The sequence below is a fragment of the Streptomyces sp. NPDC051567 genome (genome assembly GCF_044454165.1).
In the GTDB taxonomy this organism is placed as follows: Bacteria; Actinomycetota; Actinomycetes; order Streptomycetales; family Streptomycetaceae; genus Streptomyces.
Window position 1 is genome coordinate 350,967 of sequence record NZ_JBITDK010000004.1, and the last position, 25,702, is coordinate 376,668.

The window sequence follows — 25,702 nt, forward strand, 5'->3', positions numbered from 1 at the left end:
CGGTCAGGCGCTCTCCAGGGAGTGGCCCCCGTCCGGTGGCTGCTGGTCCGGGACGGCGAACGGGTCGTACGGGCCGTACGGGTCGTACGGGTGCGGGGCCGGGCCGTCGGGGGCCTGGTCCGCCCCGGGCTCCTCCGGGACGTGCGGGAGCGGCGGGAACGTCTCCGGGGCGGGTTCCAGGGGGGCGTCCGGGTGCGGGGTGTCCGGGAGGCCGGACGGCGGGCGCGGGACCGGGGGGACGGCCGGGCCGGTCCCGCCGGGCTTCCCGGGCGGGCTCGGGGGCGTCGCCTGGTCCGGCGGGCATCCGGGGGCCGTGCCCGGGGCGCCGTCCGCGGTGGCGCACGGGTCGTCGGGGGAGGTGCCGGGCGGGGCGGCGGGCACGTCCGGGACGCCGTCCGCCGGGTCGTAGGGGGGCGGGACCAGCGGGTTGCGGTCGTGGGCGCCCGCGTCACCGGTCCGGCGCTCGATCCAGGTGCCGTCGGCGCTGTCGACGATCACCAGGCGGTCGACGGCCTGGGCGGTCGGTTCGACGACGACGACCTGGTGGGCCTGGTAGCCGTCCCACGCCTCGCCCTTCTGCACGGGTGCGCCCCGGGCGGCGCGCGGGGCGGCGAGGGGGTTGCCGCAGGCGCAGCGGACCCGGGGCATGCCGTGGTTGTCGACGAGGACGGCGGTGCCGGACTGGAGCACGGTCTGGAAGCCGCGGGCGCGGTCCTCGCGGAAGCCGTGGCCGGTGACGCGGGTGTCGGCGCGCAGGACGACGGGGGTGAGGCCGCGCAGGAACTCCGGGAGCTTCGCCGGTTCGACGCCGGAGGCCTCGGCGAAGGCCCGGGCCTTCGCCTTGTCGGCGGTGAGGTGGCGGAGCTGCTGTTCGACGTCGCAGCTGCCCAGGCTGCGGGTGCCGCCGTACAGGCCGGGGGTGGCCGCGCCGACGGTCCGGATGCCCCGGCCGGCCGGGGTGGTCGCGGGGGGCCGGGCGGCGGCGGACTCGCCGAGGGAGGTGGAGGCGGTGAACGGGTCGGGGCCCGGGGCGGCGACGGGCTGGAGGTGGACCTCCTGGCTCTCCGGTCCGGCCGTGCCCGGGGGCTCGCGGTCCCCCGCGCACCCTGCGGCGAGCAGGCCGAGGGGGGCGAGGAGCGCGAGGAGGGCCGCGCCCGCGGGTGGGTGACGACGCGACGGACGACGCGGCGGCGAAGGTGTCGGTGCGTGCACGTGGATCTCCCTTGTCGCCCCGGTTGCTCCCTCTTGTCTGCCGCATCCCGGTGGCACCCGCAAGCGGGGTGGGCCGGGGGAGGTCCGGGAGCCGCCGGGTGCTCCCCGGGCGGCTCCTTCCCGCCCGTGGGGCCGTCCGGCCGTACCCTGCGCGGGCCGGGGGCCGGGGGCCGATACTGAGGGGGATGGACTGGTTCACGGCACCCGGGTACTGGCTGGGCCGGCTGGTCTTCCAGCGGGCCCTGGCCGGGGTCTACCTGGTGGCCTTCGTCTGCGCCGCGCTCCAGTTCCGTGCGCTGATCGGCGAGCGGGGCATGCTGCCCGTCCCCGCGTACCTGCGGTACACGTCGTTCCGGAGCGCGCCCGGGGTCTTCCACCTGTACTACTCCGACCGGTTCTTCGCGGTGTGCTCCTGGTCGGGGGCGGCGCTGGCGGCGGCCGTCGCCGCCGGGGCGGCGGACGCGGTGCCGCTGGGCGCGGCGATGGCGGTGTGGGCCCTGCTCTGGCTGCTGTACCTGTCGATCGTGAACGTGGGCCAGACCTGGTACGCCTTCGGCTGGGAGTCGCTGCTGCTGGAGGTGGGGTTCCTCGCCGTCTTCCTGGGCAACGCGCGGGCCGGGCCGCCGCTGCTGGTGCTGTGGCTGCTGCGCTGGGTGCTGTTCCGGGTGGAGTTCGGCGCCGGGCTGATCAAGATGCGCGGGGACGCCTGCTGGCGCAAGCTCACCTGTCTCTACCACCACCACGAGACGCAGCCGATGCCCGGCCCGCTGAGCTGGTTCTTCCACCACCTGCCGAAGCCGCTGCACCGGGCGGAGTGCGCGGCCAACCACGTCGTGCAGCTGGTGGTGCCCTTCGCGCTCTTCGCGCCGCAGCCGGTCGCGGGCATCGCGGCCGGGCTGATGGTGTGCACCCAGTTGTGGCTGGTGCTGTCGGGCAACTTCGCCTGGCTGAACTGGCTGACGATCGCGCTGGCCCTCTCGGCCGTCGACGTCACCGGCCTCACCGGCCCGCCCCCGGCCGCCGCCTTCCACGCGCCGCTCTGGTTCACGGTCTCGGGCTGCGCGGTGACGGCCCTGGTGCTGTTCCTGAGCCGGGGTCCGGTGCGCAACCTCCTCTCGCGCCGCCAGGTGATGAACCGCTCGTACGACGGGCTCCACCTGGTCAATTCCTACGGGGCGTTCGGCACGGTGGGCCGGGTCCGCGAGGAGGTGGTGGTGGAGGGCACCGCGGAGGAGGTGCCGCGGGCGGACGGGGTGTGGCGCGCGTACGGTTTCCGGGGCAAGCCGGGGGAACCGCGCCGGATGCCGCGCCAGTTCGCCCCGTACCATCTGCGGCTGGACTGGCTGATGTGGTTCGCGGCGCTCTCCCCCGGCTACGCGCGGGACTGGTTCGGGCCGTTCGTGGAGCGGCTGCTGGCGGGTGACCGGGACACGCTGCGGCTGGTGCGGCACAATCCCTTCCCGGACGCCCCGCCCGTGTACGTCCGGGCCCTGCTGTACCGCTACCGGTTCACCACCTGGCGGGAGTTGCGCGCGACGGGCGCCTGGTGGCACCGCACGCTGGTGCGCGAGTACCTGCCGCCGACCCGGCTGGCGCGGCCGTACCGGTCAGGGGGCGAGTAGCGCGGCCTCCTGCCGTGCGGTGAGTCCCGGGCTCGGCCGGTCGGGGCGCTGGGGGGCCGGGCCGTCGAGTCCCCGGAGCCAGGCCCAGGTGTCGGCCACGGTCTCCTCGACCGGCCGGCAGACCAGCCCGGCGGCCCGCGCCTTGGTGACGTCGCCGCCGAACATGTGGTCGTGCAGCTCGCCCCGGGGAACCCAGATCGGCAGCTCGGTCCAGGGCCGCACCCCGGCCCGCGCGATCTGTTCCGGGTCGGTCCAGCGCAGTGCGGCGCCGCCGCCGGTGGTGGTCACGCAGGCGTCGAGGAGGCTGCCCATCGTGGCGTGCCCCGCCGGGGAGGCGAGGTTGTACGCGCCGCCGCGCCCGGCCCCGGCGGCGTCCAGGGTCCAGCGCGCGAGGTCGCGGACGTCGATGTACTGGAGCGGGAGTCCGTGGGGGCCGGGGGCCGGGACCGGGCCGCCGCGGGCGGTGCGGTGCAGCCACCAGGGCAGCCGGCCGACGTTCTCGTACGGGCCCAGGATCAGCCCGGCGCGCACCAGCAGGGCGCGGTCGCCGAAGGCGTCGGCGGCGGCGATCTCGCCGCCCCGCTTGTCCTCGGCGTAGGAGACGGCCCCGGCGTCGGGCGAGCCGTCGACCAGGGGGCCGTCCTCGTCGGACCCGGCCGGGGAGGGGTGGACGTGGACGGAACGGCTGGAGATGTACGTGTACTGCCCGGCCCGGCCGCTCAGCAGCCGGGCGCTGTCGCGGACGGCGCTGGGGGCGCCGCCCCAGGTGTCGACGACGAGGTCCCACCGGCCCTCGGCGAGGGCGTCCAGGCCCCCGGGCGCGGTGCGGTCACCGTGCAGCGCCGACGCTCCCGGCGGGGGCGCGTGGTGTCCGCGGTGGAAGACCGTCACTTCCCAGCCCCGGCCGAGGGCGTCCTCGGTGAGGGCGCGTCCGACGAATTCGGTACCGCCCAGCATCAGAAGTCTCACGGGTGTCAGCCTGGCCCGCCGGAGGGGCGGGCGGAAGCCGTGATCGCCCTCAGCGATGACGCCCACGGCGTAGTACCCCCCTCGCCGGTCGGCGAGGGGGGTACCAGAGGCTGCCGCTGCGGTGGGGCAGGGGCGGTGTCCTCTAGTCGATGCCGGGCAGGATGTGTGCCTCGGCCAGGTCGTCCTCGTAGCCGGCCAGCCTGATCGGGGCGGACCGGGCCCAGACTTCGAGGTTTCCGAGCTCGTCGGTACGGGCGCTGGCCCGCCACCCCGTACGCTCCAGCAGCATCTGGTCGGGCTTCGTCGTGTCTGTCACCGCGCACTCCTTTGTGTCGCGCAACCCGGTGGGCGGACCGCGCCGGGCAAGGGATGAAAGGGTTTCCGGGCGCGGTGGCGCCGTGGTGGAGCGTGGCCCGGATAGGGGCCTCATTGCTGCCCCTCAGGGTACACATATGAGCGCACCCCCGCTCGATGGAAAGGCAAAAACCCCTCGGTTGGCCAGTTCTCGTCAGGAGTTCAGCAAGTCGCGGGAGAACGGCCCATGACGGATGGTCCGCTCGATACCCGATGTTCACGGGCGTACGCGTGGGACGGAGGCGGCGGCGCGGCGGGGCTGACCTCCGGACGGTTCCGGCCGGAGGGCGGTCCGGGCCGTCTGCTCCACCCGGGTGACGGCCCCGGCGGGAGACCCGGACCGGGGCCCGGGACGGGGCGCCGCACCGGGCCGCTCCGGCCCGCCGGTCCGGGGCCGGACCCCCGCCGGTCCGGGGCCGTCACGCGCGCGGCCCCCGGCCGTGGTGTCGGCCGGGGGCTGCGCGAGGTACTCGGGGTCCTACCAGTTGGCGGGCGCGTAGTCCTTCAGGAAGACGCCGAACAGGTCCTCGCCCGCCTCGCCGCGCACGATCGGGTCGTAGACGCGGGCCGCGCCGTCGACCAGGTCGAGCGGGGCGTGGAAGCCCTCCTCGGCCAGACGGATCTTGTCCGGGTGGGGGCGCTCGTCGGTGATCCAGCCGGTGTCGACGGCCGTCATCAGGATCTGGTCCTGCTGGAACATCTCCTGGGCGCTGGTGCGCGTCAGCATGTTCAGCGCGGCCTTGGCCATGTTGGTGTGCGGGTGGCCGGCGCCCTTGTAGCCGCGGCTGAAGACGCCCTCCATCGCGGAGACGTTGACCACGTACCGGCGGCCGGCCGAGGACGCGGCCATCGCCGCACGCAACTTGCTGATCAGGATGAACGGCGCGGTGGAGTTGCACAGCTGCACTTCGAGCAGCTCGACCGGGTCCACCTCGGACACCGTCTGGATCCAGCTGTTGCTGTCGTGCAGGTCCGGGACCAGACCGCCCGCGTCGATGGCGGTACCGGCCGCGATCCGCTCCAGGGAGGCGGAGCCGGAGACCAGCGCGAGCTCGGTGACGTCCTGCGCGCTGAGCTTCTCGCCCTTGCCGGTGGGCAGGGCGGCGACCCGGTCGACGGTGCCGCTGCCGAAGGTGCCGATGACCTCGGCGGCGGGCAGCTCACCGGCCGGCAGCGGGGCGCTCTCGGCCGCGACGAGCTCGCTGTAGGCGCCCGGGGAGCGGCGTACGGTCTGCGCGGCGTTGTTGATCAGGATGTCGAGCGGGCCTTCGGCGGCCACCGAGTCGGCCAGCGCGACGACCTGGGCCGGGTCGCGCAGGTCGATGCCGACGATCTTCAGGCGGTGCAGCCACTCGGCGCTGTCGGGCATGGCCTTGAAGCGGCGGACCGCGTCGTTCGGGAAACGCGTGGTGATGGTGGTGTGCGCGCCGTCGCGCAGCAGCCGCAGCGCGATGTACATGCCGATCTTGGCCCGGCCGCCGGTGAGCAGGGCGCGGCGGCCGGTCAGGTCGGTGCGGGCGTCGCGGCGCGCGTGGTTGAAGGCCGCGCACTCCTGGCAGAGCTGGTGGTAGAAGGCGTCGACCTCGACGTAGCGGGTCTTGCAGATGTAGCAGGAGCGCGGGCGCTGGAGTATCCCGGCGATCGGGCCCTTGGTCGCGGCGGACAGGGCGTTGCCCTGGGTCTCGTCGTCGATGCGCTCGGCCGAGCCGGTCGCGGTCGCCTCGGTGACGGCCTTGTCGTTGGCGGTCTTGGCGGCGCGGCGCTCCTGGCGGCGGCGCTGCTTGACCGTGCGGTAGAGGCCCGCGGTGGCGCGGCGTACGGTGATGGCGTCGGGGTGGTCGACGTCGAGCTTGTCCAGCTCGTCGAGGACCCCGAGGCAGAGGGCCAGCCGCTCGGGGTCGATGCCCGGCCCGTAGGCGTGGTTGTCTTCGGTCACCGTCATGGCCGCTGCCGTTCCTTGATCACTCGTCCGCGTCCGCCTGCTGCGGAAGTCCCCAAAGGGGGAACTGTACGGATTCCCCGCGCCCGGGGCCAAACCCGTCCTGTGCGCCTCACCGACGGCGAGCGGCCCGTCACGGTATGGATATGCCTGTGACTCTCCGCATCCGTACGCGCCGGCATCCGCTCGCTCCCGGCTCGACCAGTTCCGAGGACGCGCTCGAAAGACTGCGGGCCGGAAACGCCCGGTACGCGGCCGGACGTCCGCTCCCCCCGCGCGGCGGGGACGGTGAACGGCGACGGGCGCTGGCCGTCCGGCAGCAGCCGTTCGCGGTGGTCCTCGGGTGCATCGACTCGCGGGTGCCGCCGGAGCGCGTCTTCGACGTCGGCCTGGGCGATCTGGTGTGCATCCGCACCGCCGGCCAGGCCCTCGACGAAGCCGTGCTGGGCAGCATCGAGTTCGGGGTCACCGAGCTCGGCGCCACGCTGGTGGTGGTGCTGGGGCACGAGCGGTGCGGGGCGGTGGCCGCCGCCGTGGAGCGGGTGCGCAGCGGAAGGGCCGTACGCGGCCACCTGACCCGGGTGATCGACGAGCTCACCCCGGCCGCGGCCGGGGCGCGTCCGCTGGCGGGCGACTGGCTGGAGAACGCGGTGAGCGCGAACGTGGCCCGGGTCCAGCGGACGCTCCGCGCCGACCGGGCCTTCGATCCGGCCGTGGTGGTCGGCGCGCGGTTCGACCTCGACACCGGCGAGGTCGTGTTCCGCCGCTGACGGGGCCGCCGGCGCGGGCGCGGGCGGGGCGGAGCGCGCATCCTGGATTCCATGAGTGCCCTGGCCCTGCCGGTCCTGCTCTGCCTCGTCTCCGCCGTGGCCTACGCGGGCGGCGCGATCGTCCAGGAGCAGATCGCGCGGGACGCGCCGCCGCGCCCGTACGCGCTGCTGCGGCGGGCCGGCTGGTGGGCCGCCGTGGCCCTGAACGGGCTCGGCGCGCTGCTGCACGTGGGGGCGCTCGCGTACGGGCCGCTGAGCCTGGTCCAGCCGCTCGGCGCGCTCACCCTGGTCCTCGCCCTGCCGATGGCGGCCGTCCTCGTGCACCGCCGGGCGGGCGCCGCGGCCTGGCGCGGGGCCCTGCTGACCACGGTGGGCCTGGCCGGTCTGCTGGCGCTGACGGGCGGCGACGGGCGGGCGGAGCACGTGCTGACGGGCGGTACGCGGGGGCTGCTGCTGAGCCTGACCGGGGTCCTGGCGGCCGTCCTCGTCCTGGCGGCGCGCCGGGCCCGCCGGGCGGCGGCGCGCGGGGTCCTGCTGGCCTCGGCGGCGGGCACGGCCTTCGGCATGGCCTCGGTCTTCGCCAAGTCGGCGGCCGGGGGCTTCGCCCCGGGAGCGCCGGGCCCGCACGGCGCGCCGGGCACGCTCTGGGCCGACCTGGCGGCGGTCGCCGTGCTGGCGGCCGGCGGGCTGCTGCTCTCCCAGGCGGCGTACCGGGGCGCCGGGCTGGCCGCGCCGCTGGCCACGATGACCGTGGTCGACCCGGTGGTCGCGGCGGCGGTCGGCGTCTGCCTCTTCGGCGAGGGGTTCCGGTACGGGAGCGCGGGCACGGCGGCGGCCCTGGCGAGCGCCGCGCTGGCGACGGCCGGCCTGGTCCTGCTCACGGCCGTGCCGTCGCGCGTGCGGGGGTCAGAGCGGGGGTCAGAGGCGGACGCCGTGGCCCCGGAGGTATGTCAGCGGGTCGATGTCGGTGCCGTAGCCGGGTCCCGTGCGCATCTCGAAGTGCAGGTGCGGGCCGCTGGAGTTGCCGGTCGAACCGGAGCGGCCGATCCGCTGGCCGCCGGAGACCTGCTGGCCGGCCTTGACCCCGAGGGCGGACAGGTGCGCGTACTGGGAGTAGCGGCCGTCGGCGTGCCGGATGACGACCTGGTAGCCGTACGACCCGGCCCAGCCCGCGACGAGCACCTGGCCGGGGCCGACGGACTTGACCGCGGTGCCGGTCGGGACGGGGAAGTCGATGCCGGTGTGGTAGCCGCTGGACCAGGAGGAACCGGCGACGCGGTAGGACATGCCGAGGTCCGCGTCCACGGGGGCGAAGAACCCGGCCGCGGCCGGTTCCCGCTCCGCTGAGGCGGGCTGCGGGGCCGGTTTCTCCGCCGTCTTCCCGGCGGGCGTCCCGACCGGCTTCTCCACCGGCTTCGTGGCGGGCTTCGCCGCCTGGGGCTCCACCGGCTTCACGGGTTCGGCCGTCCGCGGCGGCTTCTCGGGGTTCTGGACGGGCGGCGGGGCCGGGGCGGCGGTGATCCGCAGGGTGAGGCGCTGCCCGGGGAAGATCAGGTTCGGGTTGCCGCCCACGGCGACCCGGTTGGTCTCGTACAGCGCCTGCCAGCCGCCCTCGACCCGCTGGTCGGTGGCGATCGCCGAGAGCGAGTCGCCGGGCGCGACGACGTACGGGTTGGGCAGGACCGACGTCCCGGTCGGGCGGGGCGCGGCGCCCTGGGCCGGGGCCCCGTCGCCTCCGGTCGCCTTGACCGACACCGGGACGACCGCCCCGACGGCCCCGGTGGTCGCGGTGGCCTCCGGCGGCCGTGTACGGTTTTTCATCCCTTCGGGTGCCGGGCCGCTGCGCGTCAGACCGGCCCGCTTCCCGCAGTTCGGCCAGGCGTTCGGGCCCTGCCCCTTGAGGACCTTCTCCGCGACCGCGATCTGCTGGTCCTTGGTGGCCAGGTCGGCGCGGGCGGCGTACACGGTCCCGCCGAAGGCGCGCCAGGTGTTCTGGCTGAACTGGAGCCCGCCGTAGTACCCGTTGTCGGTGTTGATCTGCCAGTTGCCGGCGGCCTCGCAGGTGGCGACCTTGTTCCAGGTGTCCACCGAGGCGGCGTGGGCGGCTCCGGCGCCGATGAGCGGGAGCGCGAGCCCGGCGCCACCGGCGGTGACGGCGAGCGAGGCCCGGTTGACGCTGCTCGGCCGATACCGGCGATGCCGGCCCCGTACACCCATGGGAGCCCCCAGTGAAGACATCAGGAACGCCACAACCTAACGGCGCGCCCAGGACCTGACAAGGGGCGCAACCGGGCGCACTCCAGCGGAAGTTGACATTCTCTCGACCGCCGGAAGATCTGCGGCCCGGGGCAGCGCGGTAGCGTCGGTGTTCCCCGCACACCGAAGCACGCAGGAGCGCACGCATGAGCACCAGCACAGCCCAGATCGGCGTCACCGGGCTCGCGGTGATGGGCAGCAACCTGGCCCGGAACTTCGCCCGCAACGGCTTCACCGTCGCCGTCCACAACCGTACGGCCGCGAAGACGACGGCGCTGGTGGAGGAGTTCGGGCACGAGGGCTCCTTCGTCGCGGCCGGTTCCGCCAAGGAGTTCGTCGACGCGCTGGAGCGCCCCCGCCGCCTCATCATCATGGTGAAGGCCGGTGACCCCACCGACGCCGTGATCCGCGAGTTCGCCCCGCTCCTGGAGGAGGGCGACGTCATCATCGACGGCGGCAACGCGCACTTCGAGGACACCCGCCGGCGGGAGCGGGAGCTGCGCGAGCGGGGCATCCACTTCGTGGGCGTCGGCATCTCGGGCGGTGAGGAGGGCGCCCTCCTCGGCCCGAGCATCATGCCCGGCGGCTCGCGGGAGTCGTACGAGTCGCTCGGCCCGCTGCTGGAGAAGATCTCCGCCAAGGCCGCCGACGGCACGCCGTGCACCTCGCACATGGGTCCCGACGGGGCCGGGCACTTCGTCAAGATGGTGCACAACGGCATCGAGTACGCCGACATGCAGCTCATCGCCGAGGCGTACCACCTGCTGCGCGAGGTCGCGGGCTACTCCCCCGCGAAGATCGCGGAGACCTTCCGGACCTGGAACGAGGGCCGCCTGGACTCGTACCTGATCGAGATCACGGCGGAGGTGCTCGCGCACACGGACGCCGCGACGGGCCGCCCGTTCGTCGACGTCGTGGCCGACGCGGCCGAGCAGAAGGGCACCGGCCGCTGGACCGTGCAGATCGCCCTGGACCTGGGCGTGCCGGTGTCGGGGATCGCCGAGGCCGTCTTCGCCCGCGCGGTCTCCGGCCACGGCGAGCTGCGCGCGGCCTCCCGCGAGCTCGCGGGCCCGTCGGCGACCGCCCTCTCGGGGGAGGCGGCGGACGCCTTCGCCGCCCAGGTCGAGCAGGCGCTGTACGCCTCGAAGATCGTCTCGTACACCCAGGGCTTCCACCAGATCCAGGCGGGCAGCGAGGAGTACGGCTGGGGCGTGGACCTGGGCGCGGTGGCCTCGCTGTGGCGCGGTGGCTGCATCATCCGGGCCGCCTTCCTCGACCGCATCCGGGCCGCGTACGACGCCCGGCCGGGCCTGCCGGGCCTGCTGGCGGACGCGCACTTCGCCGAGGAGATCGGCGCGGCCCAGGAGGGCTGGCGGGCGGCAGTGGTGGCGGCGGTGGGGCAGGGCATCCCGGTCCCTGCCTTCGCGGCCTCGCTCGCGTACTACGACGCCCTGCGCACCGAGCGGCTCCCGGCCGCCCTCACCCAGGGGCAGCGCGACTTCTTCGGGGCGCACACCTACCGGCGCACCGACCGCGAGGGCTCGTTCCACACCCTCTGGAGCGGCGACCGCTCCGAGGTCCGCACGGACTGACGCACGGACTGACGCGCGCCCCGGGGCCCCGGGGCCCTCAGCTCAGGGGTCCGGGCTGCGGAAGGGGCGCGGGCCCCGGCGGGGCGGGTACCGGGTCCGGCTCGGGGACGGGCCGGGGCACGGGCGGCGCGGGCCGTGGCGTGGGCCGCGGGATGGGCTCGGGGTCCGGCAGCGGACCGGGGCCGGGCAGGGGCGGCTGCGGGTCGGGCTCCGGAGGCCGGGTCCGCTCCACGCCCCCGCCCACGGCCTCCCGCGCGGGGGCGACCGCCCGGTGGACGTCCACCGCCGCGTTGCGTGCCCCGTTCCCTGCCGTACTCCGTGCCGCGTTCCGTGCCACCGCCATGTTTCGCACCATGGGTCCCACCTTGCCCCGGCCCCGGCGCGTACGCCTGCCGGGGCGGTGACCGGCGGGGTCGGTGGGTGCGACTGCAAGGCGGAGGAGGGAGTCGATGCGGAGCATCGGCGACCGACGACAACGCGGCAGGCGCGCGTGCCAGACCCCGCCGGCCAGACGGAACGTTGAAGACACGACCCAGGTGTGCGACAGGGTCAGGCCCGTCACCACAGGGCCGTCGGCGCCGTCGTCATCACGTCACCACAGGGCCGAATCCGTCTCCAGCTGTGCCTTCGCCGCCGCCACGACCCCGGCCGGGGCCTCGGGCGCCCGGTCGGGGTGGCGGGCGGCCCAGCTCGCCGCGTAGGGGCACAGCGGGACCACCGGCACGCCTTCGGCGGCGGCGATCCCGTAGAAGGTGCTCACCAGCTCCCCGGCGATCCCCCGGCCCTCGTGCCCCGGTTCCACGACCGTGTGCACGGCCACCAGGGCGTGCGGGGCCTCGGCCAGCACGAAGTACGCGATGAACCCGACCGCGGTCCCGCCCTCGACGGCCAGCAGCCGTCCGGCCTTCCGCTCGTCCTCGAACGTGATCGGCTGGGTCTGTGACATGGCCCGACTCCCCTCAGACGGCAGCCACCGCGTGGGGGCTGCGCTCCTGGTCCGTTCCCGGTACCGGCACGGACGCGTCCGCGCCCAGTCCGATGATCCGGTTCTCGCCGTCGACGTGCACGACGCGGGGCTTCATCACCCGTGCCAGCGCGTCCTCGACCTGGGCGTAGCTGATGAGGATGACCAGGTCACCGGGGTGCACCAGGTGTGCGGCGGCCCCGTTGATCCCGATGACCCCGCTGCCCCGCTCGCCCTCGATGACGTAGGTCTCCAGCCGCGCCCCGTTGGTGATGTCCACGATGTGGACAAGCTCCCCGGGCAGCAGGTCCGCCGCGTCCAGCAGATCGGCGTCGACGGTCACCGAGCCGACGTAGTGCAGATCGGCCTGGGTGACCGTGGCCCGGTGAATCTTGGACTTGAACATGGTGCGCAGCATGGAGTTGCTCCCGAATCGTCTGCTCCCTGCCTGCGTTCTTGCAGGTCAAGGGCGTCCTCCACAGCCTACAACGGCTCACGCGCCCGGTAGCGGTTTCCCCTTGCCTTTCAGGACTCGTCCCCGACCGGGCCGGGGCGGCCCACCAGCCGGGAAAGGTGATCGGCAGGCGTCGGCACCGCAACGGTCCATCTCCCGGAGCGTGACGAAAGGCCGGCGGAACACGCCGGCTGGTCCGCGCCCGGTCTGCTGCCCGGGTACCCGAACGCACTCCGCTGGGAGCACGGGCCGGACGGCCGGATGATGCGCGGCTCTGACAGCGCGGCCAGACCCGGACCGGGATCTGGCCGTTCTTCTGGGACTGAGACCGGCCCCGAACGGCCCGGTGTGAACCTCTACGCCGTCTGCCGCTCCGGGCCCCGGTCCCTCGGGTCGGCGGGGCGAGGTGCTGCCGGGTGTCCTCACGGGGTGAAGAGGGTGTTCCGTTCGGCACGGAGGGTGTCGGTCAAGCGGTGGGACGGGAAGGTCACGTCTCCCCGACGGGGTTCGCCCTCGTCCGGGTCCTGTCCCAGCCGTTACCGGTCGTGGCCCTGACCGGACCGCGGCAGCCCGGGGAGGTGCGCGACTCGCCGACGGCGCCCCGCTCGCCTCCGTTCCTGCTCCACCCCCCTTTCCTTTCCGGCCAGTTGACCGGTTCTTTGCTCCATCGTGGGGAGTAGAGGAACGGGTCTCCGGGATGATTCGCCCGGCGTCGGCATGCAACAGAGTGGGCGGAGAACCGACTTCTTCGAAAGGAACGGCTCTTCGTGCGCACACAACGCTTCGCACCCCTGCTTGTCGCCGCCGGACTCGTCGCCACCACCGCGCCCCTGCTCTCCGCGACCCAGGCGTCCGCCGCGCCCACCGCGTCGTACCTCAAGCAGAAGCCCGCGTGGCAGCGCTGCGCTCCCGACGCGCCGGCCGCGTACGAGTGCGCGACCATCAAGGTCCCGCTCGACTACCGGCGTCCCGAGGGCCGGATGATCGACCTCGCGATATCGCGGATGAAGAGCGAGAACCCGGGGGCCCGGCACGGGGCCCTGCTCCTCAACCCGGGCGGTCCGGGCGGCTCCGGGCTCTACGACCCGGTGCTGATGAACGACGCGATGGCCAAGGACGTCCGGGACCGGTACGACCTGATCGGTTTCGACCCGCGCGGGGTCGGGTCCAGCAGCCCGGTCTCCTGCGGGCTGACCGATGCCGAGCAGCAGTTCGACCGGGCGTACCGGCCCGAGACCTTCTCCTCGGACGTGGCGTGGGCGCGCACGGTCGCGGAGAAGTGCCGGGAGAAGGCCGGTTCGGTGCTGCCGCACATCACCACGCGCAACACGGCCCGGGACATGGACACGATCCGTGCGGTCCTGGGCGAGCGGAAGATCTCCTACCTGGGCTACTCGTACGGCACCTACCTCGGCGCGGTGTACACGCAGATGTTCCCCCAGCGGGCCGACCGCGTCGTCCTCGACAGCGGTGTGGACCCCCAGCTGATCTGGCGCGGCATGATCCAGGTGTGGGCGTCGGAGGCGGAGCCCGCCTACGACCGGTGGACCCGGTGGGCGGCGGAACGCTCGGCGCAGTACCAGCTCGGCGACACACCGGAAGCCGTGTCCGCGACGTTCTGGGCGCTGGTGGCGCGCGCCGACCGGGACCCGATCGTGCTCGACGGGCAGAAGCTGAACGGCGACGGCATACGGGCCGGGCGGGCGCTGTTCTTCTACCCCGCCCAGGCCACCCCGATCATCGTGGCCCTCAAGGCGGCGGCCGAGGGCAGGCCGCTGCCCGCGGGTACCTCGGCGGCGGAGCTGAAGCGGATGCTGGCCGAGGCCCGGGGCCCGGCGCAGGCCGTCCGGCCGTCCGGCGCCCCGGCCGCGCCGGCCACCGCGCCGGCCACCGCGCCGGTCCCGGCCCCGGACAACGCCGTCGCGGTCTTCTGGAGCGTGCTCTGCGGGGACACCGACGCCTGGCCGCGCGACCCGGAGCAGTACCGGCGCGACGCGATCGAGGACAAGGCCGCCTACCCGCTGTACGGGGACTTCGCCTCCAACATCAAGCCCTGCGCCTTCTGGCAGCGGCCCGTGGAGAAGGCCACCCCGATGAAGACCCGGGCCAATGTCCTGACCGTGCAGAACGAGTGGGACTCGCAGACCCCGCTCTCCAGCGGCCGGGGCCTGCACCACGCGCTCAAGGGCTCGCGGGAGATCCTGGTGGAGGGCGGCGAGGGCCACGGCGTGTACGCGGCCGGGCCCACCTGTGCCAACGCCCTGGTGGACGCGTACCTGACCACGGGCAAGCTGCCCGCCAAGGACCTCACCTGCAAGAACCCGCCGGCCCTGGCGGAGCGTCAGGCGTCCCCGAACCCGCTGAGGCCGCTCCCGTTCCCGGCCGGCCCCGGCCGCTTCTGACCGCACGGTAGCCGCACGGCAGCCGCACGGCAGCCGCACGGTGTGAACCGTTGCTGCGGCCGTGACCGTGGCCGTTGCCGTTGCCGTCGCCGGGCACCGTCCATGTCCTCGTGGGCGGTGCCCGGCCGCCGTCGCGTGCGGGGCGGACGGCACCTGGCGCCTGGCGCCGGAGGGGACTATCCCAGCAGGGCGTGGACGGTCGAGGCCGTCGCGGCGGGTTCCGCCGCGCCCTCGGGGGTCAAGGTGGTGTCGGCGAAGGCCATCCGCTTGCCGAGCTTGGTGACCCGGACGCGGATCAGGACGTCCGCGCCCACCACCGGCCGCTGGAAACTGGTCGACTGCTGGACGGTGGTCATCGGCCCGTACCCGCCGCGCGCGGCGCAGACCGCGATGACGGTGGCGGTGTCGGCCGCCGCCATCAGGGCCTGCCCGCAGAGGCCGCCGCCGTCCCGGGCCAGCGCCTCGGACCAGGGCAGCCGCAGCACGGCGTGCCGTTCGCCCGTCTCCTCGACGGTCAGGCCGAGGCCGAGCACCCAGGGGGCGAAGTGGTCCGCGAGGATCTTGTCTGCGTCTGCCGGTGTGAGCGTCACCGGGCGATTCTGACGGCCCGGACCGGGCCGCACAACACCCTTGGCCCGTCCCGTCGGTACGGATGCGCGGACGGGCCGTCGACGGGGGGCACGGCTGAAGGACACGGCTGGGGACAGAGGGCCCCGGCCGGGGTCAGAGGGACGCGGCTGGGGTCAGAGGGACGCGGCCAGCTCCGTGCCCTGGCGGACGGCCCGCTTGGCGTCCAGCTCGGCGGCCACGTCGGCGCCGCCGATCAGGTGCGCCTCGATCCCGGCCGCGCGCAGTTCCTCGTACAGGTCGCGGCGGGGTTCCTGGCCGGTGCACAGGACGACGGTGTCGGCGGGTACGAGCTGCGGCTCGCCGTCGACGGTGATGTGCAGGCCCTCGTCGTCGATGCGCTCGTAGGTGGCCCCTGCGACGGTGACGACGCCCCGGTGCCTGAGCTCCGTACGGTGAATCCAGCCGGTGGTGGTGCCGAGACCGGCGCCGACCTTGGTCGTCCGGCGCTGGAGCAGGTGGACCTGGCGCGGCGGGGCGGGCCGCTCGGGGGTGGTGAGCCCGCCGGGTCCGGTGTACCGCGTGTCGACGCCCCAGTGGCGGAAGTAGACGGCGGGGTCCTGGGAGGCGCCCTCGCCGCTGTCGGTGAGGAACGCGGCGACGTCGAAGCCGATCCCGCCGGCGCCGACGACGGCGACGCGCCCGCCGACGGGGGCGCCGTCGCGCAGCACGTCGAGGTAGCTGACGGCGTTCGGGTGGTCCACGCCGTCGATGGCGGGGACGCGGGGGGTGACTCCGGTGGCGATGACGACCTCGTCGTAGCCCGTGAGGGCCGGGACGTCGGCGCGGGTGTTCAGCCGGACCTCGACGCCGGTCTGCGCGAGTTGGTTGCCGTAGTAGCGGATGGTCTCCGCGAACTCCTCCTTGCCGGGGACGCGGCGGGCGATGTCGAGCTGGCCGCCGATGTGGGCGGAGGACTCGAAGAGGGTCACGGCGTGGCCGCGTCCGGCGGCGGTGACGGCGCAGGAGAGTCCGGCCGGTCCGGCGCCGACGACGGCGACGCGCTTCCTGCGCCGGGTCGGTGACAGGACGAGTTCGGTCTCGTGGCAGGCGCGCGGGTTGACCAGGCAGCTGGTGATCCGGCCGCTGAAGGTGTGGTCCAGGCACGCCTGGTTGCAGCCGATGCAGGTGTTGATGGAGTCCGGGGCGCCCGCGCGCGCCTTGGCGACGAACGCGGCGTCGGCGAGGAAGGGGCGGGCGAGCGAGACCAGGTCGGCGCGGCCGTCGGCGAGGATCTCCTCGGCGGTCTCGGGGGTGTTGACCCGGTTCCCGGTGACGAGGGGGACGGAGACCGCGCCCATCAGCCGCCGGGTGACCCAGGTGTAGGCGCCGCGCGGGACGGAGGTGGCGATGGTGGGGATGCGGGCCTCGTGCCAGCCGATGCCGGTGTTGATGATGGTGGCGCCGGCCGCCTCGATCTCCCGGGCGAGGTGGACGACCTCGTCGAGGGTGGAGCCGCCGGGGACCAGGTCGAGCATGGAGAGGCGGTAGACGATGATGAAGTCCTCGCCGACGGCCTCCCGGGTGCGGCGGACGATCTCCAGCGGGAAGCGGACGCGGTTCGCGTACGAGCCGCCCCAGCGGTCGGTGCGGCGGTTGGTCGCGGCGGCGGTGAACTCGTTGATCAGGTAGCCCTCGGAGCCCATGATCTCGACGCCGTCGTATCCGGCGCTCCGGGCGAGCCGGGCGGTGCGGACGAAGTCCTCGACGGTCCGCTCGACCTCCGCGTCGGTGAGCGCGTGCGGGACGAAGGGGCTGATGGGGGCCTGGAGGGCGCTGGGGGCGACCAGGTCCTTGTGGTAGGCGTAGCGGCCGAAGTGGAGGATCTGCATCGCGATCTTCCCGCCCTCGGCGTGGACGGCCTCGGTGACCAGCCGGTGTCCGGCGGTCTCCGCCTCGGTGGTGAGGCGGGCGCCGCCCTCGAAGGGGCGGCCCTCGTCGTTGGGGGCGATGCCGCCGGTGACGATCAGCGCGGCACCGCCGCGGGCGCGCTCGGCGTAGAAGGCGGCGAGGCGTTCGAAGCCGCGCTCGTGCTCTTCGAGGCCGGTGTGCATCGAGCCCATGATCACGCGGTTGGGCAGGGTGGTGAACCCGAGGTCCAGGGGGCTCAGCAGGTGCGGGTACCGGCTCTGGGAACTCTGCGGGTCCATCGGGGGTGCCTCCTCGCGCGGGTCGTCGGACCTGTTCTAGCGAGGCGCGGACAGTTTTGCAACTAGGTGCAAAACCAGGTGAGGGGCTTCCCACCCCTTCCCGCCCCTTCCCTCCCGCTGATTCCCGGGTACCGGGCGTCCGGCGGCCCCGGGGCTGTGGCGCAGTTCACGCGCGGGCCGGGTGCGCGGACCGCACCGGAAACCGGCCCGGCCCCGGCCCGCACGGCACGCCCCGCGCACCCCGTACGGCACGCCCCGCGCGTCTACTTCAGGTGGTACTCGGCCTTCCCCGCGAGCCTGCCGTCCTTGAAGCAGAAGCGGAACACCGTCTCCTCGCCGCCCTTGGCGTCGGCGCTGGAGAGGTACCAGGAGCACACGCTGCCCTGGGGTTCGGCCGGGCCGCCCTCCTTGAGGCCGGTCTTCAGGACGGTCTCCCCCGACGGCAGCCGGCCTCGGACCTGGCTCTCCGTGTCACCGGCCTCGATCTCTTGGTAGACCTTCGGGTCCAGCAGGACCTTGTCCGCCATGTCGACCAGCTTCACCGCGCCGAAGGTCAGCGCGGCGAGGACGCCCAGGCCCACCACCAGCGCCACCGCACAGCCGATCAGACAACCCTTGTGCTGAGCCACGCCGTTCCTCCGTACCCTCCCGTGCCCGGACGGGCACCGTCCGGGCACGGTCGCCCGGACACCACCGACCCTCGCAGCCGGCGCCCGCCCCGGACTGTCCTCCAAAGTCGTGGGCCGTCGCGACGATCGTCGTCCGGAGGCGGCCCCCACCTGCGCGGGCCCCCTGCGGTGGGCCCCCTGCGGTGGGTCCCCTCCGGCGGGGCTCAGTGCGGGGCGGGGGCCGTCGCCAGGTCGCCGGGGTCGGTGTTGGCCCCGCACAGGACGACGGCGACCTTCGCGCCCAGGGGCTGCCCGGCGGTGCGCACCGCGGCGAGGGCGGTGGCCGCGGCGGCCTCGACCACGAGCCGGTGCTCGTCCCAGAGGGCGCGCCGGGCGGCGGTGATCGCGTGGTCGGGGACGAGGACCGACCGCACGCCTTCGTGGCGGGCGGCGGCCAGGGCGTCCACCGAGACCCGGGTGGCCCCGAGGGAGTCGGCGGCCACCGAGTCGACGGTGACGTCCACGGGCCGGTCCGCCGCCAGGGCGGCGTTCAGGGCCCGGCAGTTCTCGGGCTCGACGGCGACGACCCGGACGCCGTGTTCCCGGGCGGCGGTGGCGATCCCGGCGAACAGCCCGCCGCCGCCGACCGCGACGACCACGGTGTCCAGGCCGGGCAGCCCGGCGCGGATCTCGTCCAGCAGGGTGCCCGCGCCCGCCGCGATCAGCGGGTGGTCGTAGGCGTGGCTGCTCAGGGCGCCGCTCCCGGCGGCGAACTCCTCGCAGGCGGCCAGTGCCCCGGCGTACCGGTCGCCCACGAGGCGGACCTCGGCGCCGTAGCCGCGCAGCCGATCCACCTTGACGCGCGGGGCGTTGACGGGCAGGAAGACGGTCGCGGGCACGGCGTGCGCGCGGGCCGCCCAGGCGCAGGCGAGCCCGGCGTTGCCGCCGGAGGCGATGGTGACGCCCGCGTCCGGGAGGGTGCCCGCCCGGTGGTGGGCGGCGAGGAAGTTGTGGGCACCGCGCGCCTTGAAGGAGCCGGTGTGCTGGAGGTGCTCCAGCGCGTACCAGAGGCCCTCGGCCGCGGGGACCACGGCGGCGGGCCGTACCGCGCCGGCGATCCGGTCGGCGGCGGCGCGCACGGCGGCGTAGTCGAGCTGCTGTTCCATGGACGTACGTCCCCTTCTCGGCGGTGGACTTCTCAGGCGGTGGACTTCTCGGGCGGTGGGCTTCTCAGACGGTGGGCGGCGAGGGCCGGTGGGGCCGCGCGGCCTCGATCAGCTGGCGCAGGGCGCCGTAGTACACCTCGTGGTCGGTCAGGGGAGGCAGCACCTCGGCCAGCCCGGCGCACAGGACGGGGAACTCCCCGGGCTCCAGCGCGGCCAGGGCCGCCCGCGAGGCGGCGGTGGCCCCGGCCGGGTCGCGGTGGTCGACGAAGGCGGCGGAGCCGAGGGTGAGCAGGTACATGCGGCGGTAGACGGTCATCGCCTCGGCGGCGGTCATCCCGGCGGCGACGCTGTCGGCGAGCGCGGGCTCGACGAGGCGGGCCAGGAGCTGGCGCCCGAGCCAGGGCCTGCCGCCGCGCAGCACCAGCAGTCCGGGGTGGGCGGTCAGCAGCCGGTACAGCGCGCCGAACCGCTGCTCGGTGGCGTCCGCCCAGCCCGTGCCGGCCGGGATCTCGGGGAGCTGCGCGGCCAGGTGCTCGGTGCACAGGTCCAGCAGTCCGGCGAGGTCGTTGCAGCGGCGCTGGACGGTGGCGTGGGAGACGCCGAGCCGGTCGGCGAGGGCGCGGAAGCTCAGCGCGCCCGGTCCGTCCTCGTCCACGATCCGCAGGGCGGCGGCGGCGATGACGCCGGGGGTGGCGCGGTCCAGGGCTACTGATCTCCTCGGCATGAGATACAACGTATCAGACGCTGGAACATACGACGTATCACCGGTCTGCGCGGCCCCGGCTGCGGCCATATTGCTCTTCCTCGCGTGACACCGCCGACACGCGTTGACAGTGGGTGGTCGCGCCGCTGCACTGGGGCACGACGGTCCGGCCGTCGGTCCGCCCGCCCCCACGTCAAGGAGTCTCCGTGCCGCCTCGCCTGCGTGCGACGCTCCCCTGCCTGACCGCGGCCGTCCTGCTCGCCCTCTCGCCCGCCCCCGCCCCGGCGCAGGCCGAGCCCACCGCGACCTCGGACACCCCGCTCGCCCTCACCCCGCCCATGGGCTGGAACAACTGGGCGCACTACATGTGCGACATCGACGAGGCCACCGTCGTCGCCAACGCCGACGCGCTCGTGGCCACCGGGCTCGCCGCCAAGGGCTACGACACCGTGACCGTGGACGACTGCTGGATGACCAGGAGCCGCGACGCCCGGGGCGCGCTCGTCGTCGACACCGCGAAGTTCCCGCACGGCATGGCCTGGCTCGGCGACCACCTGCACGCCAAGGGGCTGAAGTTCGGCATCTACCAGGACGCCGGCCACCTGACCTGCGAGCGCTACCCCGGCAGCGGCTCCCCGGAGGGCGGCGGCCCGGACCATTACGCGCAGGACGCCCGGCAGTTCGCCTCCTGGGACGTCGACTACGTCAAGATGGACGGCTGCAACCTGTGGGTGCCGCCGGGGAGGACGAAGGAGCAGGCGTACCGGGAGGCGTACGGGGCCGTCGCCAGGGCGCTGCGCGACAGCGGCCGGGACATGGTCCTGTCGGCCTCCGCGCCCGCCTACTTCCAGCAGGGCGAGTGGGGCGGCTCCGACTGGCACAAGGTGCTCGGCTGGGTCGGCGAGACCGGCCAGCTCTGGCGCGAGGGCCGGGACATCGCGGTGCACCGGCCTGCCGCGCCCGACGCCTCGCGGTGGGGTTCGGTGCTGGGCAACTACGGCTACAACCGCTGGCTCGGCCGGTACGCGGGCCCCGGGAACTGGAACGACCCGGACTTCCTGATCGCGGGCGCCCCCGGGCTCACCGCGGCCGAGAGCCGCAGCCAGGTCGCGCTGTGGGCGATGATGGCGGCCCCCTTCATCCTCTCCTCGAACGTCGCCGGCCTCACCCCCGCCGGGCTCGCCGCGCTCGGCGACAGCGATCTGATCGCCCTGGACCAGGACCCGATGGGCCGTCAGGGCGCGGTGGTCTCCTCCAACGCCACCTTCGACATCCTGGTCCGTCCGCTCGCCGACGGCGACCGCGCGGTGGCCGTGCTCAACCGCTCGGGCGCCACCCGGGACATCTCCGTACCGCTCGACGAGATCGGGCTGCGCTCCTGCGCCGTCGACGCGAAGGACCTGTGGAGCGGGGAACGCCGCCGGGTCGCGGGCGCGCTGACCGGAAGCCTGGCCGCGCACGACACCGCCGTGTGGCGGCTCACCCCGCGCGGCTGCGCCGAGGCCGTGCCCACCGGGCAGATCACCGGCTCCGGCGCCCGGTGCGCGGCCGGGTCCGGCCCCGGGGAGAGCGGCGCGCTCGCCCTGGCGACCTGCACCGGGGCCCCCGCCCAGCGCTGGACGGTGGGCGACGACGGGAGCCTGCGGCTGGACGGCGCCTGCCTGGCGGCGGGCGCGGGCGGGTCGGCCGTCCTGGCCGGCTGCGCCCCGGGGCAGCGGCGGCCGGAACAGCTCTGGACGCACCGCCGTGACGGGGCCCTGGTCTCGGAGGCGGACGGGCGCTGCCTGACGGCGCCCGCGACCGCCGAAGTACCGGCCGGACGGCTGGAGCTGGCGCCCTGCGGCGACCACCGGGCCGACCAGCTCTGGGCACTGCCGGTCTGAGGGGACGGACGACGACGATGACGATGCCGAAGAAGAAGACGACGAAGACCACGAAGGCGACGAAGGCGACGAAGGCGACGAAGGCGGCTAAGACGACGAGGGCCATGACAGCGAAGGGGGACGAGGACCGGACGGCCCGGGGCGGACGCCCGCGGCTCCGCCGCCCGGCCGCCCTCGCGGCCCTTCCCACCGCCCTGCTGACCCTGCTCTGCACGGCGGCGGCCCCCGCCTCCGGCGCCCCGGACCGGGAGACCCCCGCCCGCTCCGCCGTACGGGCACCGGCGCGGGCGGCGGTACCGGCCGCGCCCGGGGTGCGGGACTTCGACACCGGCCCCGCGCGGGAGTCGCTGGAGCGGCTGCTGCCGCGCCACGCCGGGCAGTTCACGCTGGTGGCCGACGCGGCGGCGGGCGCCGACACCTTCACCGTGTCCGGGAGGCCCGGCGCGGTCACCGTCCGGGCGAGCACCGGGGCGACCCTGCTCACCGGGGTCGGCTGGTACCTCCAGCACGTCGCCGGGGCCGACATCGGCTGGCCCGGCGACAGCATCGGGATGCTGCCCGAACGGCTCCCGGCGGTACCGTCCCCGGTCACCCGCCGCGCGCAGGTCCCGCACCGGTACGCGCTCAACGACACCGACGACGGGTACTCCGGCCCGTACCGCACCTTCGAGGAGTACCGGCACCAGATCGACCTGCTCGCCCTGCACGGCATCAACGAGGTGTTCGTGCAGGCCGGGGCCGAGTACGCGTACTACCGGGCGCTCCAGGGGTTCGGCTACTCCGCCGGGGAGCTGCGGGAGTGGATTCCCGGGCCCGGCCACCAGAGCTGGTGGCTGCTGCAGAACCTGAGCGGGTTCGGCGGCCCGGTCTCCGAACGGCTGCTGCGCGAGCGCGCCGAGCTGGGCGGGCGGATCGCCGACCAGTTGCGCGGGCTCGGCATGACCCCGGTGCTGCCCGGCTACTTCGGGACCGTCCCGCCGGGGTTCGCCGCGCGCAACCCGGGCTCGACGACGGTCGCGCAGGGCGACTGGGCGGGCTTCGACCGGCCGGACTGGCTGGACCCGGCCTCGCCCGTGTTCGAGCGGCTGGCCGCCGCGTACTACGCCGAGCAGCGCGCGGTGTTCGGGGACAGCGCGATGTACCGGATGAGCCCGCTGCACGAGGGCGGGCGGACCGGGTCCGTCGACGTCGCCTCCGCCGCCGGGGCCGTCCAGCGCGCGCTGCACGCCGCCCACCCGGGTGCGCTGTGGGCGGTGCTGGGCTGGCAGGACGACCCGACGAAGGAGCTGCTGGCGGGGGTGGACACCTCGAAGCTGCTGATCCTGGACGGCCTGTCCGACCGGTACAACCGCCTGGACCGCGAGGCCCGCTGGGGCGGCGTCCCGTACGCGATGGGCACCATCTACAACTTCGGCGGGCACACCACGATCGGCGCGAACACCTCGGTGTGGATCGACCGGTTCACCGCCTGGCGCGGCAAGGGCCGCTCCGCGCTCAGCGGCATCGCCTACCTGCCGGAGGCCACCGGCACCAACCCGGCCGCCTTCGACCTCTTCACCGATCTGGCCTGGGAGCCCGGCCCGGTCGACCAGCGCGCCTGGTTCGCCGGGTTCGCCGCGCGCCGGTACGGGCGGCCGGACACCGAGGCCGGCGCCGCCTGGGAGGAGCTGCGCAAGGGCCCGTACAGCACCTCCTCGGGGCTGTGGTCGGAGTCGCAGGACAGTCTCTTCACCGCCCGGCCGGGCCTGACGGCGACGGGGGCGGCGTACTGGAGCCCCAAGTCGATGCGGTACCCGGCCGACGCGGTGCGCCGCGCCCTGGACCACCTGCTCCGGGTCGGCCCGGGGCTGCGCTCCTCCAGCGCCTACCGCTTCGACCTGGTGGACACCGCCCGGCAGGCGCTCGCCAACCACTCGCGGGTGCTGCTGCCGAAGATCAGGGCGGCGTACGAGGCCAAGGACCTGAAGCGGTTCCGCGCGCTGACGGCCGCGTGGGCGGACGGGGAGAAGAAACTGGACGCGCTCACCAGCTCGGACCCGAACTTCCTCCTGGGCCCCTGGCTGTCGGCGGCCCGCTCCCAGGGCGCCGACCGGGCGGAGCAGGACCGGTACGAGTACGACGCGCGCTCGATCCTGAGCGTGTGGGGGCGCCGCGGCACCAGCGAGGGCGGCTTCCTGCACGACTACGCGAACCGCGAGTGGGGCGGCCTGGTGGCGGAGCTGTACGCCCGGCGGTGGACGGCCTACTTCGCCTCCCTGGACGAGGCGCTGGTACGGCGGGCCGCGCCACGGAAGATCGACTGGCACGCCTTCGAGGAGGAGTGGGCGCGGCGGACCACCCGGCACCGGACCGAGCCGGTCGGGGACCCGTACGCCCTGGCCTCCTCGATCGCGACGTACCTGCGGTCGGCTGCCCGGAGCGGGGGCTGATCTACACCAGCGAACAGGGTGGCGGCCATGCCACACCACACCCGTCACCCTTTCGACGGAAATCCATCACCCGTACGAGGGGCAGCGCGTCCGGGGGTCCACGACACGGGACGGGTCCGGAAAGGATCAGCTCCATGTCCGAGACCGAACAGGAGCGGCCCGAGACCGCACAGGCCGCACAGGCCGTGGAGCCCGCCGACCCCACGGAAACCGCGGCGACGGCCGCGCGGACCCCGAAGCCGCCGGGCCCGGCCCGGCGCACCGATGTGGCGGACGGGGTGGTGGAGCTGCGCAAACGCGCCCGGCCCGGCGCCGGCCGGACGCCCGGGGACGAGGAGTACCCGCAGACCCTGGCCCGCCGGGCCGCCGAGAAGGCCGACCGCCCCCGCGCCTGATCCGGGCCGCCCCCTCCCCACCGGCCGGGTGACACGGCGCGCTCCGGCCCCTCGCGGGCCGGGGCCCGCCGTACATTGTCCGCAGAGCCGGACCTCGCCCGCCTGTCGTCCCGTACCGCTGGAGCGGCGCCGTGGAGCTGACCAGTACCTCGTTCCTCGTCACACTGATCGTCGTCACCGCGCTCGCGATGGTCGTCGCGCTGGTGCTGTGGAACCGGGTCCCGGGGCCCCGGTGGGTGCGGTGGCCGGTGCGGGTGCTGATGATCGCGCTCTGCCAGTTCACGGCCATCTGCGGGGTGGCCACCTGGATCAACGGCAGTTACGGGCTCTACGCCTCCTGGGACGACCTGCTGGGCACCGGCGCGGGCCGCAGCGCCGACGCGATGACCGGGCCTCCGGTCGGCCGGGCCCGGTTCGTCCAGGGCGGGGACGGCACCCTGTCGGCCTACTTCCGCGGCTCGCACTCGAAACTCGCCGGGCAGGTGATCGTGTGGACACCGCCGGAGTACGACGCGCCGGGGGCGGCGAAGTCCCGGTTCCCGGTGCTGATGCTGCTGCACGGCTACCCGGGCTCGCCCCGGACCTGGATCGACCTCGGCTCCATGCCCGGTGCCCTCAAGGAGCTGGTGCGGCTCGGGGCGGCGCACCCCTTCATCGTGGTCATGCCCGAGATCGCCCCGGGCGGGATCGACACCGACTGCTCCGACACCCCGCAGGCCAAGGTGGCCTCCTGGCTGGCGCGGGACGTCCCGGACCTGGTCGCGCGGAACTTCCGCACCCTGCCCCCGCCCCGGGGCTGGGGGCTGATGGGGGTCTCGACCGGTGGACTCTGCGCGGCCAAGCTGCCCCTGCAGTACCCGAAGGCGTTCCGCGCGGGCGCCGCCCTGGACCCCGATCCGCTGACGGGCGACCCGCAGGTGCTGCCCGATCCGGCGCTGCGGGAGCGCAACAGCCCGGTGTGGCTGGTCGAGCACACCCGCAAGGCGGACCTCGGGATCTTCCTGGCCACCTCCGCGCAGGACCGGGACAGTCCGCCGGGGCAGCTCGCGGAGTTCGTCCGGGCGGCGGCGGGCAGCGGGGTCCGGGTCAGGACCCTGGTCCGTCCGGCGGGCGGCCACAACTTCCAGACCTGGACCGGGATGTACCCGGACGCGCTGGGCTGGCTCAGCGCGGAGATCTCCCCGCCGGGCCCCGTCCCGTGACCGCA

Annotated in this window: 20 protein-coding genes and 1 pseudogene; 9 read left to right on the forward strand and 12 right to left on the reverse strand. The window is 74.7% G+C overall.

Features of this window, described 5'->3' with window-relative positions; translation table 11 throughout:
- Nucleotides 1-3 precede the first annotated feature (3 nt).
- Nucleotides 4-1,212 carry a DUF6777 domain-containing protein gene (locus tag ACIA5F_RS07480; protein ID WP_399350153.1) on the reverse strand — a complete coding sequence of 403 codons (1,209 nt, stop codon included), beginning with the start codon at nt 1,210-1,212 and terminating at the stop codon, nt 4-6.
- Nucleotides 1,213-1,397: 185 nt separating this feature from the next.
- Here ACIA5F_RS07480 and ACIA5F_RS07485 point away from each other — a divergent pair, with 185 nt between their 5' ends.
- Complete coding sequence (locus ACIA5F_RS07485) at nt 1,398-2,834, forward strand: lipase maturation factor family protein (protein WP_399350155.1); 1,437 nt, start codon at nt 1,398-1,400, stop codon at nt 2,832-2,834.
- On the opposite strand, the gene ACIA5F_RS07490 is transcribed toward ACIA5F_RS07485, so the two are convergent.
- From ACIA5F_RS07490 to ACIA5F_RS07500, 3 genes are all read right to left on the reverse strand, one after another.
- Nucleotides 2,820-3,791 carry an NAD-dependent epimerase/dehydratase family protein gene (locus ACIA5F_RS07490; protein WP_399350251.1) on the reverse strand — a complete coding sequence of 324 codons (972 nt, stop codon included), beginning with the start codon at nt 3,789-3,791 and terminating at the stop codon, nt 2,820-2,822. The two genes, ACIA5F_RS07485 and ACIA5F_RS07490, sit on opposite strands and share 15 nt — an antisense overlap.
- 154 nt (nt 3,792-3,945) lie before the next feature.
- The gene (locus tag ACIA5F_RS07495) at nt 3,946-4,119 is read right to left on the reverse strand and encodes a hypothetical protein (protein WP_399350253.1); all 174 of its coding nucleotides are present in this window, start codon (nt 4,117-4,119) and stop codon (nt 3,946-3,948) included.
- Nucleotides 4,120-4,635: 516 nt separating this feature from the next.
- Nucleotides 4,636-6,099: an SDR family NAD(P)-dependent oxidoreductase gene (locus tag ACIA5F_RS07500; protein ID WP_399350157.1), complete on the reverse strand. Its 1,464-nt coding sequence runs from the start codon at nt 6,097-6,099 to the stop codon at nt 4,636-4,638.
- 143 nt (nt 6,100-6,242) lie between these two features.
- On the opposite strand from ACIA5F_RS07500, the gene ACIA5F_RS07505 reads away from it, so the two are divergent.
- On the forward strand, nt 6,243-6,866 hold the full coding sequence (locus tag ACIA5F_RS07505) for a carbonic anhydrase (protein ID WP_399350159.1): 624 nt from the start codon (nt 6,243-6,245) through the stop codon (nt 6,864-6,866).
- A gap of 51 nt (nt 6,867-6,917) precedes the next feature.
- Nucleotides 6,918-7,673, forward strand: a pseudogene (locus tag ACIA5F_RS07510) (DMT family transporter); the annotation flags it as partial.
- A 111-nt stretch (nt 7,674-7,784) separates the two neighbouring features.
- Here ACIA5F_RS07510 and ACIA5F_RS07515 read toward each other — a convergent pair.
- Nucleotides 7,785-9,083: a transglycosylase family protein gene (locus ACIA5F_RS07515; RefSeq protein ID WP_399350161.1), complete on the reverse strand. Its 1,299-nt coding sequence runs from the start codon at nt 9,081-9,083 to the stop codon at nt 7,785-7,787.
- A gap of 185 nt (nt 9,084-9,268) precedes the next feature.
- Here ACIA5F_RS07515 and gndA point away from each other — a divergent pair, with 185 nt between their 5' ends.
- A complete protein-coding gene (gndA, locus tag ACIA5F_RS07520; protein ID WP_399350163.1) occupies nt 9,269-10,714 on the forward strand; it encodes an NADP-dependent phosphogluconate dehydrogenase in 1,446 nt (481 codons plus the stop codon).
- A gap of 592 nt (nt 10,715-11,306) precedes the next feature.
- On the opposite strand, the gene ACIA5F_RS07525 is transcribed toward gndA, so the two are convergent.
- Both ACIA5F_RS07525 and panD read right to left on the reverse strand, forming a co-directional pair.
- A complete protein-coding gene (locus ACIA5F_RS07525) occupies nt 11,307-11,660 on the reverse strand; it encodes a GNAT family N-acetyltransferase (protein WP_399350165.1) in 354 nt (117 codons plus the stop codon).
- A 13-nt stretch (nt 11,661-11,673) separates the two neighbouring features.
- Nucleotides 11,674-12,096 (reverse strand): aspartate 1-decarboxylase, encoded by a 423-nt coding sequence (gene panD, locus ACIA5F_RS07530; RefSeq protein WP_399350167.1) that lies wholly within the window; start codon nt 12,094-12,096, stop codon nt 11,674-11,676.
- Between the two features lie 803 nt (nt 12,097-12,899).
- On the opposite strand from panD, the gene ACIA5F_RS07535 reads away from it, so the two are divergent.
- Nucleotides 12,900-14,534 carry an alpha/beta hydrolase gene (locus tag ACIA5F_RS07535; protein WP_399350169.1) on the forward strand — a complete coding sequence of 545 codons (1,635 nt, stop codon included), beginning with the start codon at nt 12,900-12,902 and terminating at the stop codon, nt 14,532-14,534.
- Between the two features lie 176 nt (nt 14,535-14,710).
- On the opposite strand, the gene ACIA5F_RS07540 is transcribed toward ACIA5F_RS07535, so the two are convergent.
- From ACIA5F_RS07540 to ACIA5F_RS07560, 5 genes are all read right to left on the reverse strand, one after another.
- On the reverse strand, nt 14,711-15,124 hold the full coding sequence (locus ACIA5F_RS07540) for a PaaI family thioesterase (protein ID WP_399350171.1): 414 nt from the start codon (nt 15,122-15,124) through the stop codon (nt 14,711-14,713).
- A 153-nt stretch (nt 15,125-15,277) separates the two neighbouring features.
- Entirely contained in the window at nt 15,278-17,311 is a 2,034-nt protein-coding gene (locus ACIA5F_RS07545; protein ID WP_399350173.1) for an FAD-dependent oxidoreductase, read from the reverse strand.
- A 263-nt stretch (nt 17,312-17,574) separates the two neighbouring features.
- Nucleotides 17,575-17,940: a hypothetical protein gene (locus tag ACIA5F_RS07550; protein WP_399350175.1), complete on the reverse strand. Its 366-nt coding sequence runs from the start codon at nt 17,938-17,940 to the stop codon at nt 17,575-17,577.
- A gap of 203 nt (nt 17,941-18,143) precedes the next feature.
- Complete coding sequence (locus ACIA5F_RS07555) at nt 18,144-19,085, reverse strand: serine/threonine dehydratase (protein ID WP_399350177.1); 942 nt, start codon at nt 19,083-19,085, stop codon at nt 18,144-18,146.
- Nucleotides 19,086-19,149: 64 nt separating this feature from the next.
- Complete coding sequence (locus ACIA5F_RS07560; RefSeq protein ID WP_399350179.1) at nt 19,150-19,809, reverse strand: TetR/AcrR family transcriptional regulator; 660 nt, start codon at nt 19,807-19,809, stop codon at nt 19,150-19,152.
- Between the two features lie 185 nt (nt 19,810-19,994).
- On the opposite strand from ACIA5F_RS07560, the gene ACIA5F_RS07565 reads away from it, so the two are divergent.
- The 4 genes from ACIA5F_RS07565 to ACIA5F_RS07580 all read left to right on the forward strand — a co-directional run bounded on the left by ACIA5F_RS07565 (nt 19,995) and on the right by ACIA5F_RS07580 (nt 25,697).
- Nucleotides 19,995-21,671 carry a ricin-type beta-trefoil lectin domain protein gene (locus ACIA5F_RS07565; RefSeq protein WP_399350181.1) on the forward strand — a complete coding sequence of 559 codons (1,677 nt, stop codon included), beginning with the start codon at nt 19,995-19,997 and terminating at the stop codon, nt 21,669-21,671.
- Between the two features lie 17 nt (nt 21,672-21,688).
- Nucleotides 21,689-24,100, forward strand: coding sequence for an alpha-N-acetylglucosaminidase (locus tag ACIA5F_RS07570; RefSeq protein ID WP_399350182.1), 2,412 nt, complete (start codon nt 21,689-21,691; stop codon nt 24,098-24,100).
- 134 nt (nt 24,101-24,234) lie between these two features.
- Nucleotides 24,235-24,495, forward strand: a complete 261-nt coding sequence (locus ACIA5F_RS07575) for a hypothetical protein (protein WP_399350184.1) — start codon at nt 24,235-24,237, stop codon at nt 24,493-24,495.
- Nucleotides 24,496-24,626: 131 nt separating this feature from the next.
- Nucleotides 24,627-25,697 carry an alpha/beta hydrolase gene (locus ACIA5F_RS07580; protein ID WP_399350186.1) on the forward strand — a complete coding sequence of 357 codons (1,071 nt, stop codon included), beginning with the start codon at nt 24,627-24,629 and terminating at the stop codon, nt 25,695-25,697.
- Nucleotides 25,698-25,702 lie beyond the last annotated feature (5 nt).

Coding starts and splice junctions, on each gene's coding strand:
- ACIA5F_RS07555 (WP_399350177.1), bottom strand. CDS start 19,085: ATGGAACAGCAGCTCGACTACGCCGCCGTGCGCGCCGCCGCCGACCGG.
- ACIA5F_RS07545 (WP_399350173.1), bottom strand. CDS start 17,311: ATGGACCCGCAGAGTTCCCAGAGCCGGTACCCGCACCTGCTGAGCCCC.
- ACIA5F_RS07505 (WP_399350159.1), top strand. CDS start 6,243: ATGCCTGTGACTCTCCGCATCCGTACGCGCCGGCATCCGCTCGCTCCC.
- ACIA5F_RS07560 (WP_399350179.1), bottom strand. CDS start 19,809: ATGCCGAGGAGATCAGTAGCCCTGGACCGCGCCACCCCCGGCGTCATC.
- ACIA5F_RS07575 (WP_399350184.1), top strand. CDS start 24,235: ATGTCCGAGACCGAACAGGAGCGGCCCGAGACCGCACAGGCCGCACAG.
- ACIA5F_RS07485 (WP_399350155.1), top strand. CDS start 1,398: ATGGACTGGTTCACGGCACCCGGGTACTGGCTGGGCCGGCTGGTCTTC.
- ACIA5F_RS07500 (WP_399350157.1), bottom strand. CDS start 6,099: ATGACGGTGACCGAAGACAACCACGCCTACGGGCCGGGCATCGACCCC.
- gndA (WP_399350163.1), top strand. CDS start 9,269: ATGAGCACCAGCACAGCCCAGATCGGCGTCACCGGGCTCGCGGTGATG.
- ACIA5F_RS07525 (WP_399350165.1), bottom strand. CDS start 11,660: ATGTCACAGACCCAGCCGATCACGTTCGAGGACGAGCGGAAGGCCGGA.
- panD (WP_399350167.1), bottom strand. CDS start 12,096: ATGCTGCGCACCATGTTCAAGTCCAAGATTCACCGGGCCACGGTCACC.
- ACIA5F_RS07490 (WP_399350251.1), bottom strand. CDS start 3,791: ATGCTGGGCGGTACCGAATTCGTCGGACGCGCCCTCACCGAGGACGCC.
- ACIA5F_RS07515 (WP_399350161.1), bottom strand. CDS start 9,083: ATGGGTGTACGGGGCCGGCATCGCCGGTATCGGCCGAGCAGCGTCAAC.
- ACIA5F_RS07570 (WP_399350182.1), top strand. CDS start 21,689: ATGACGATGCCGAAGAAGAAGACGACGAAGACCACGAAGGCGACGAAG.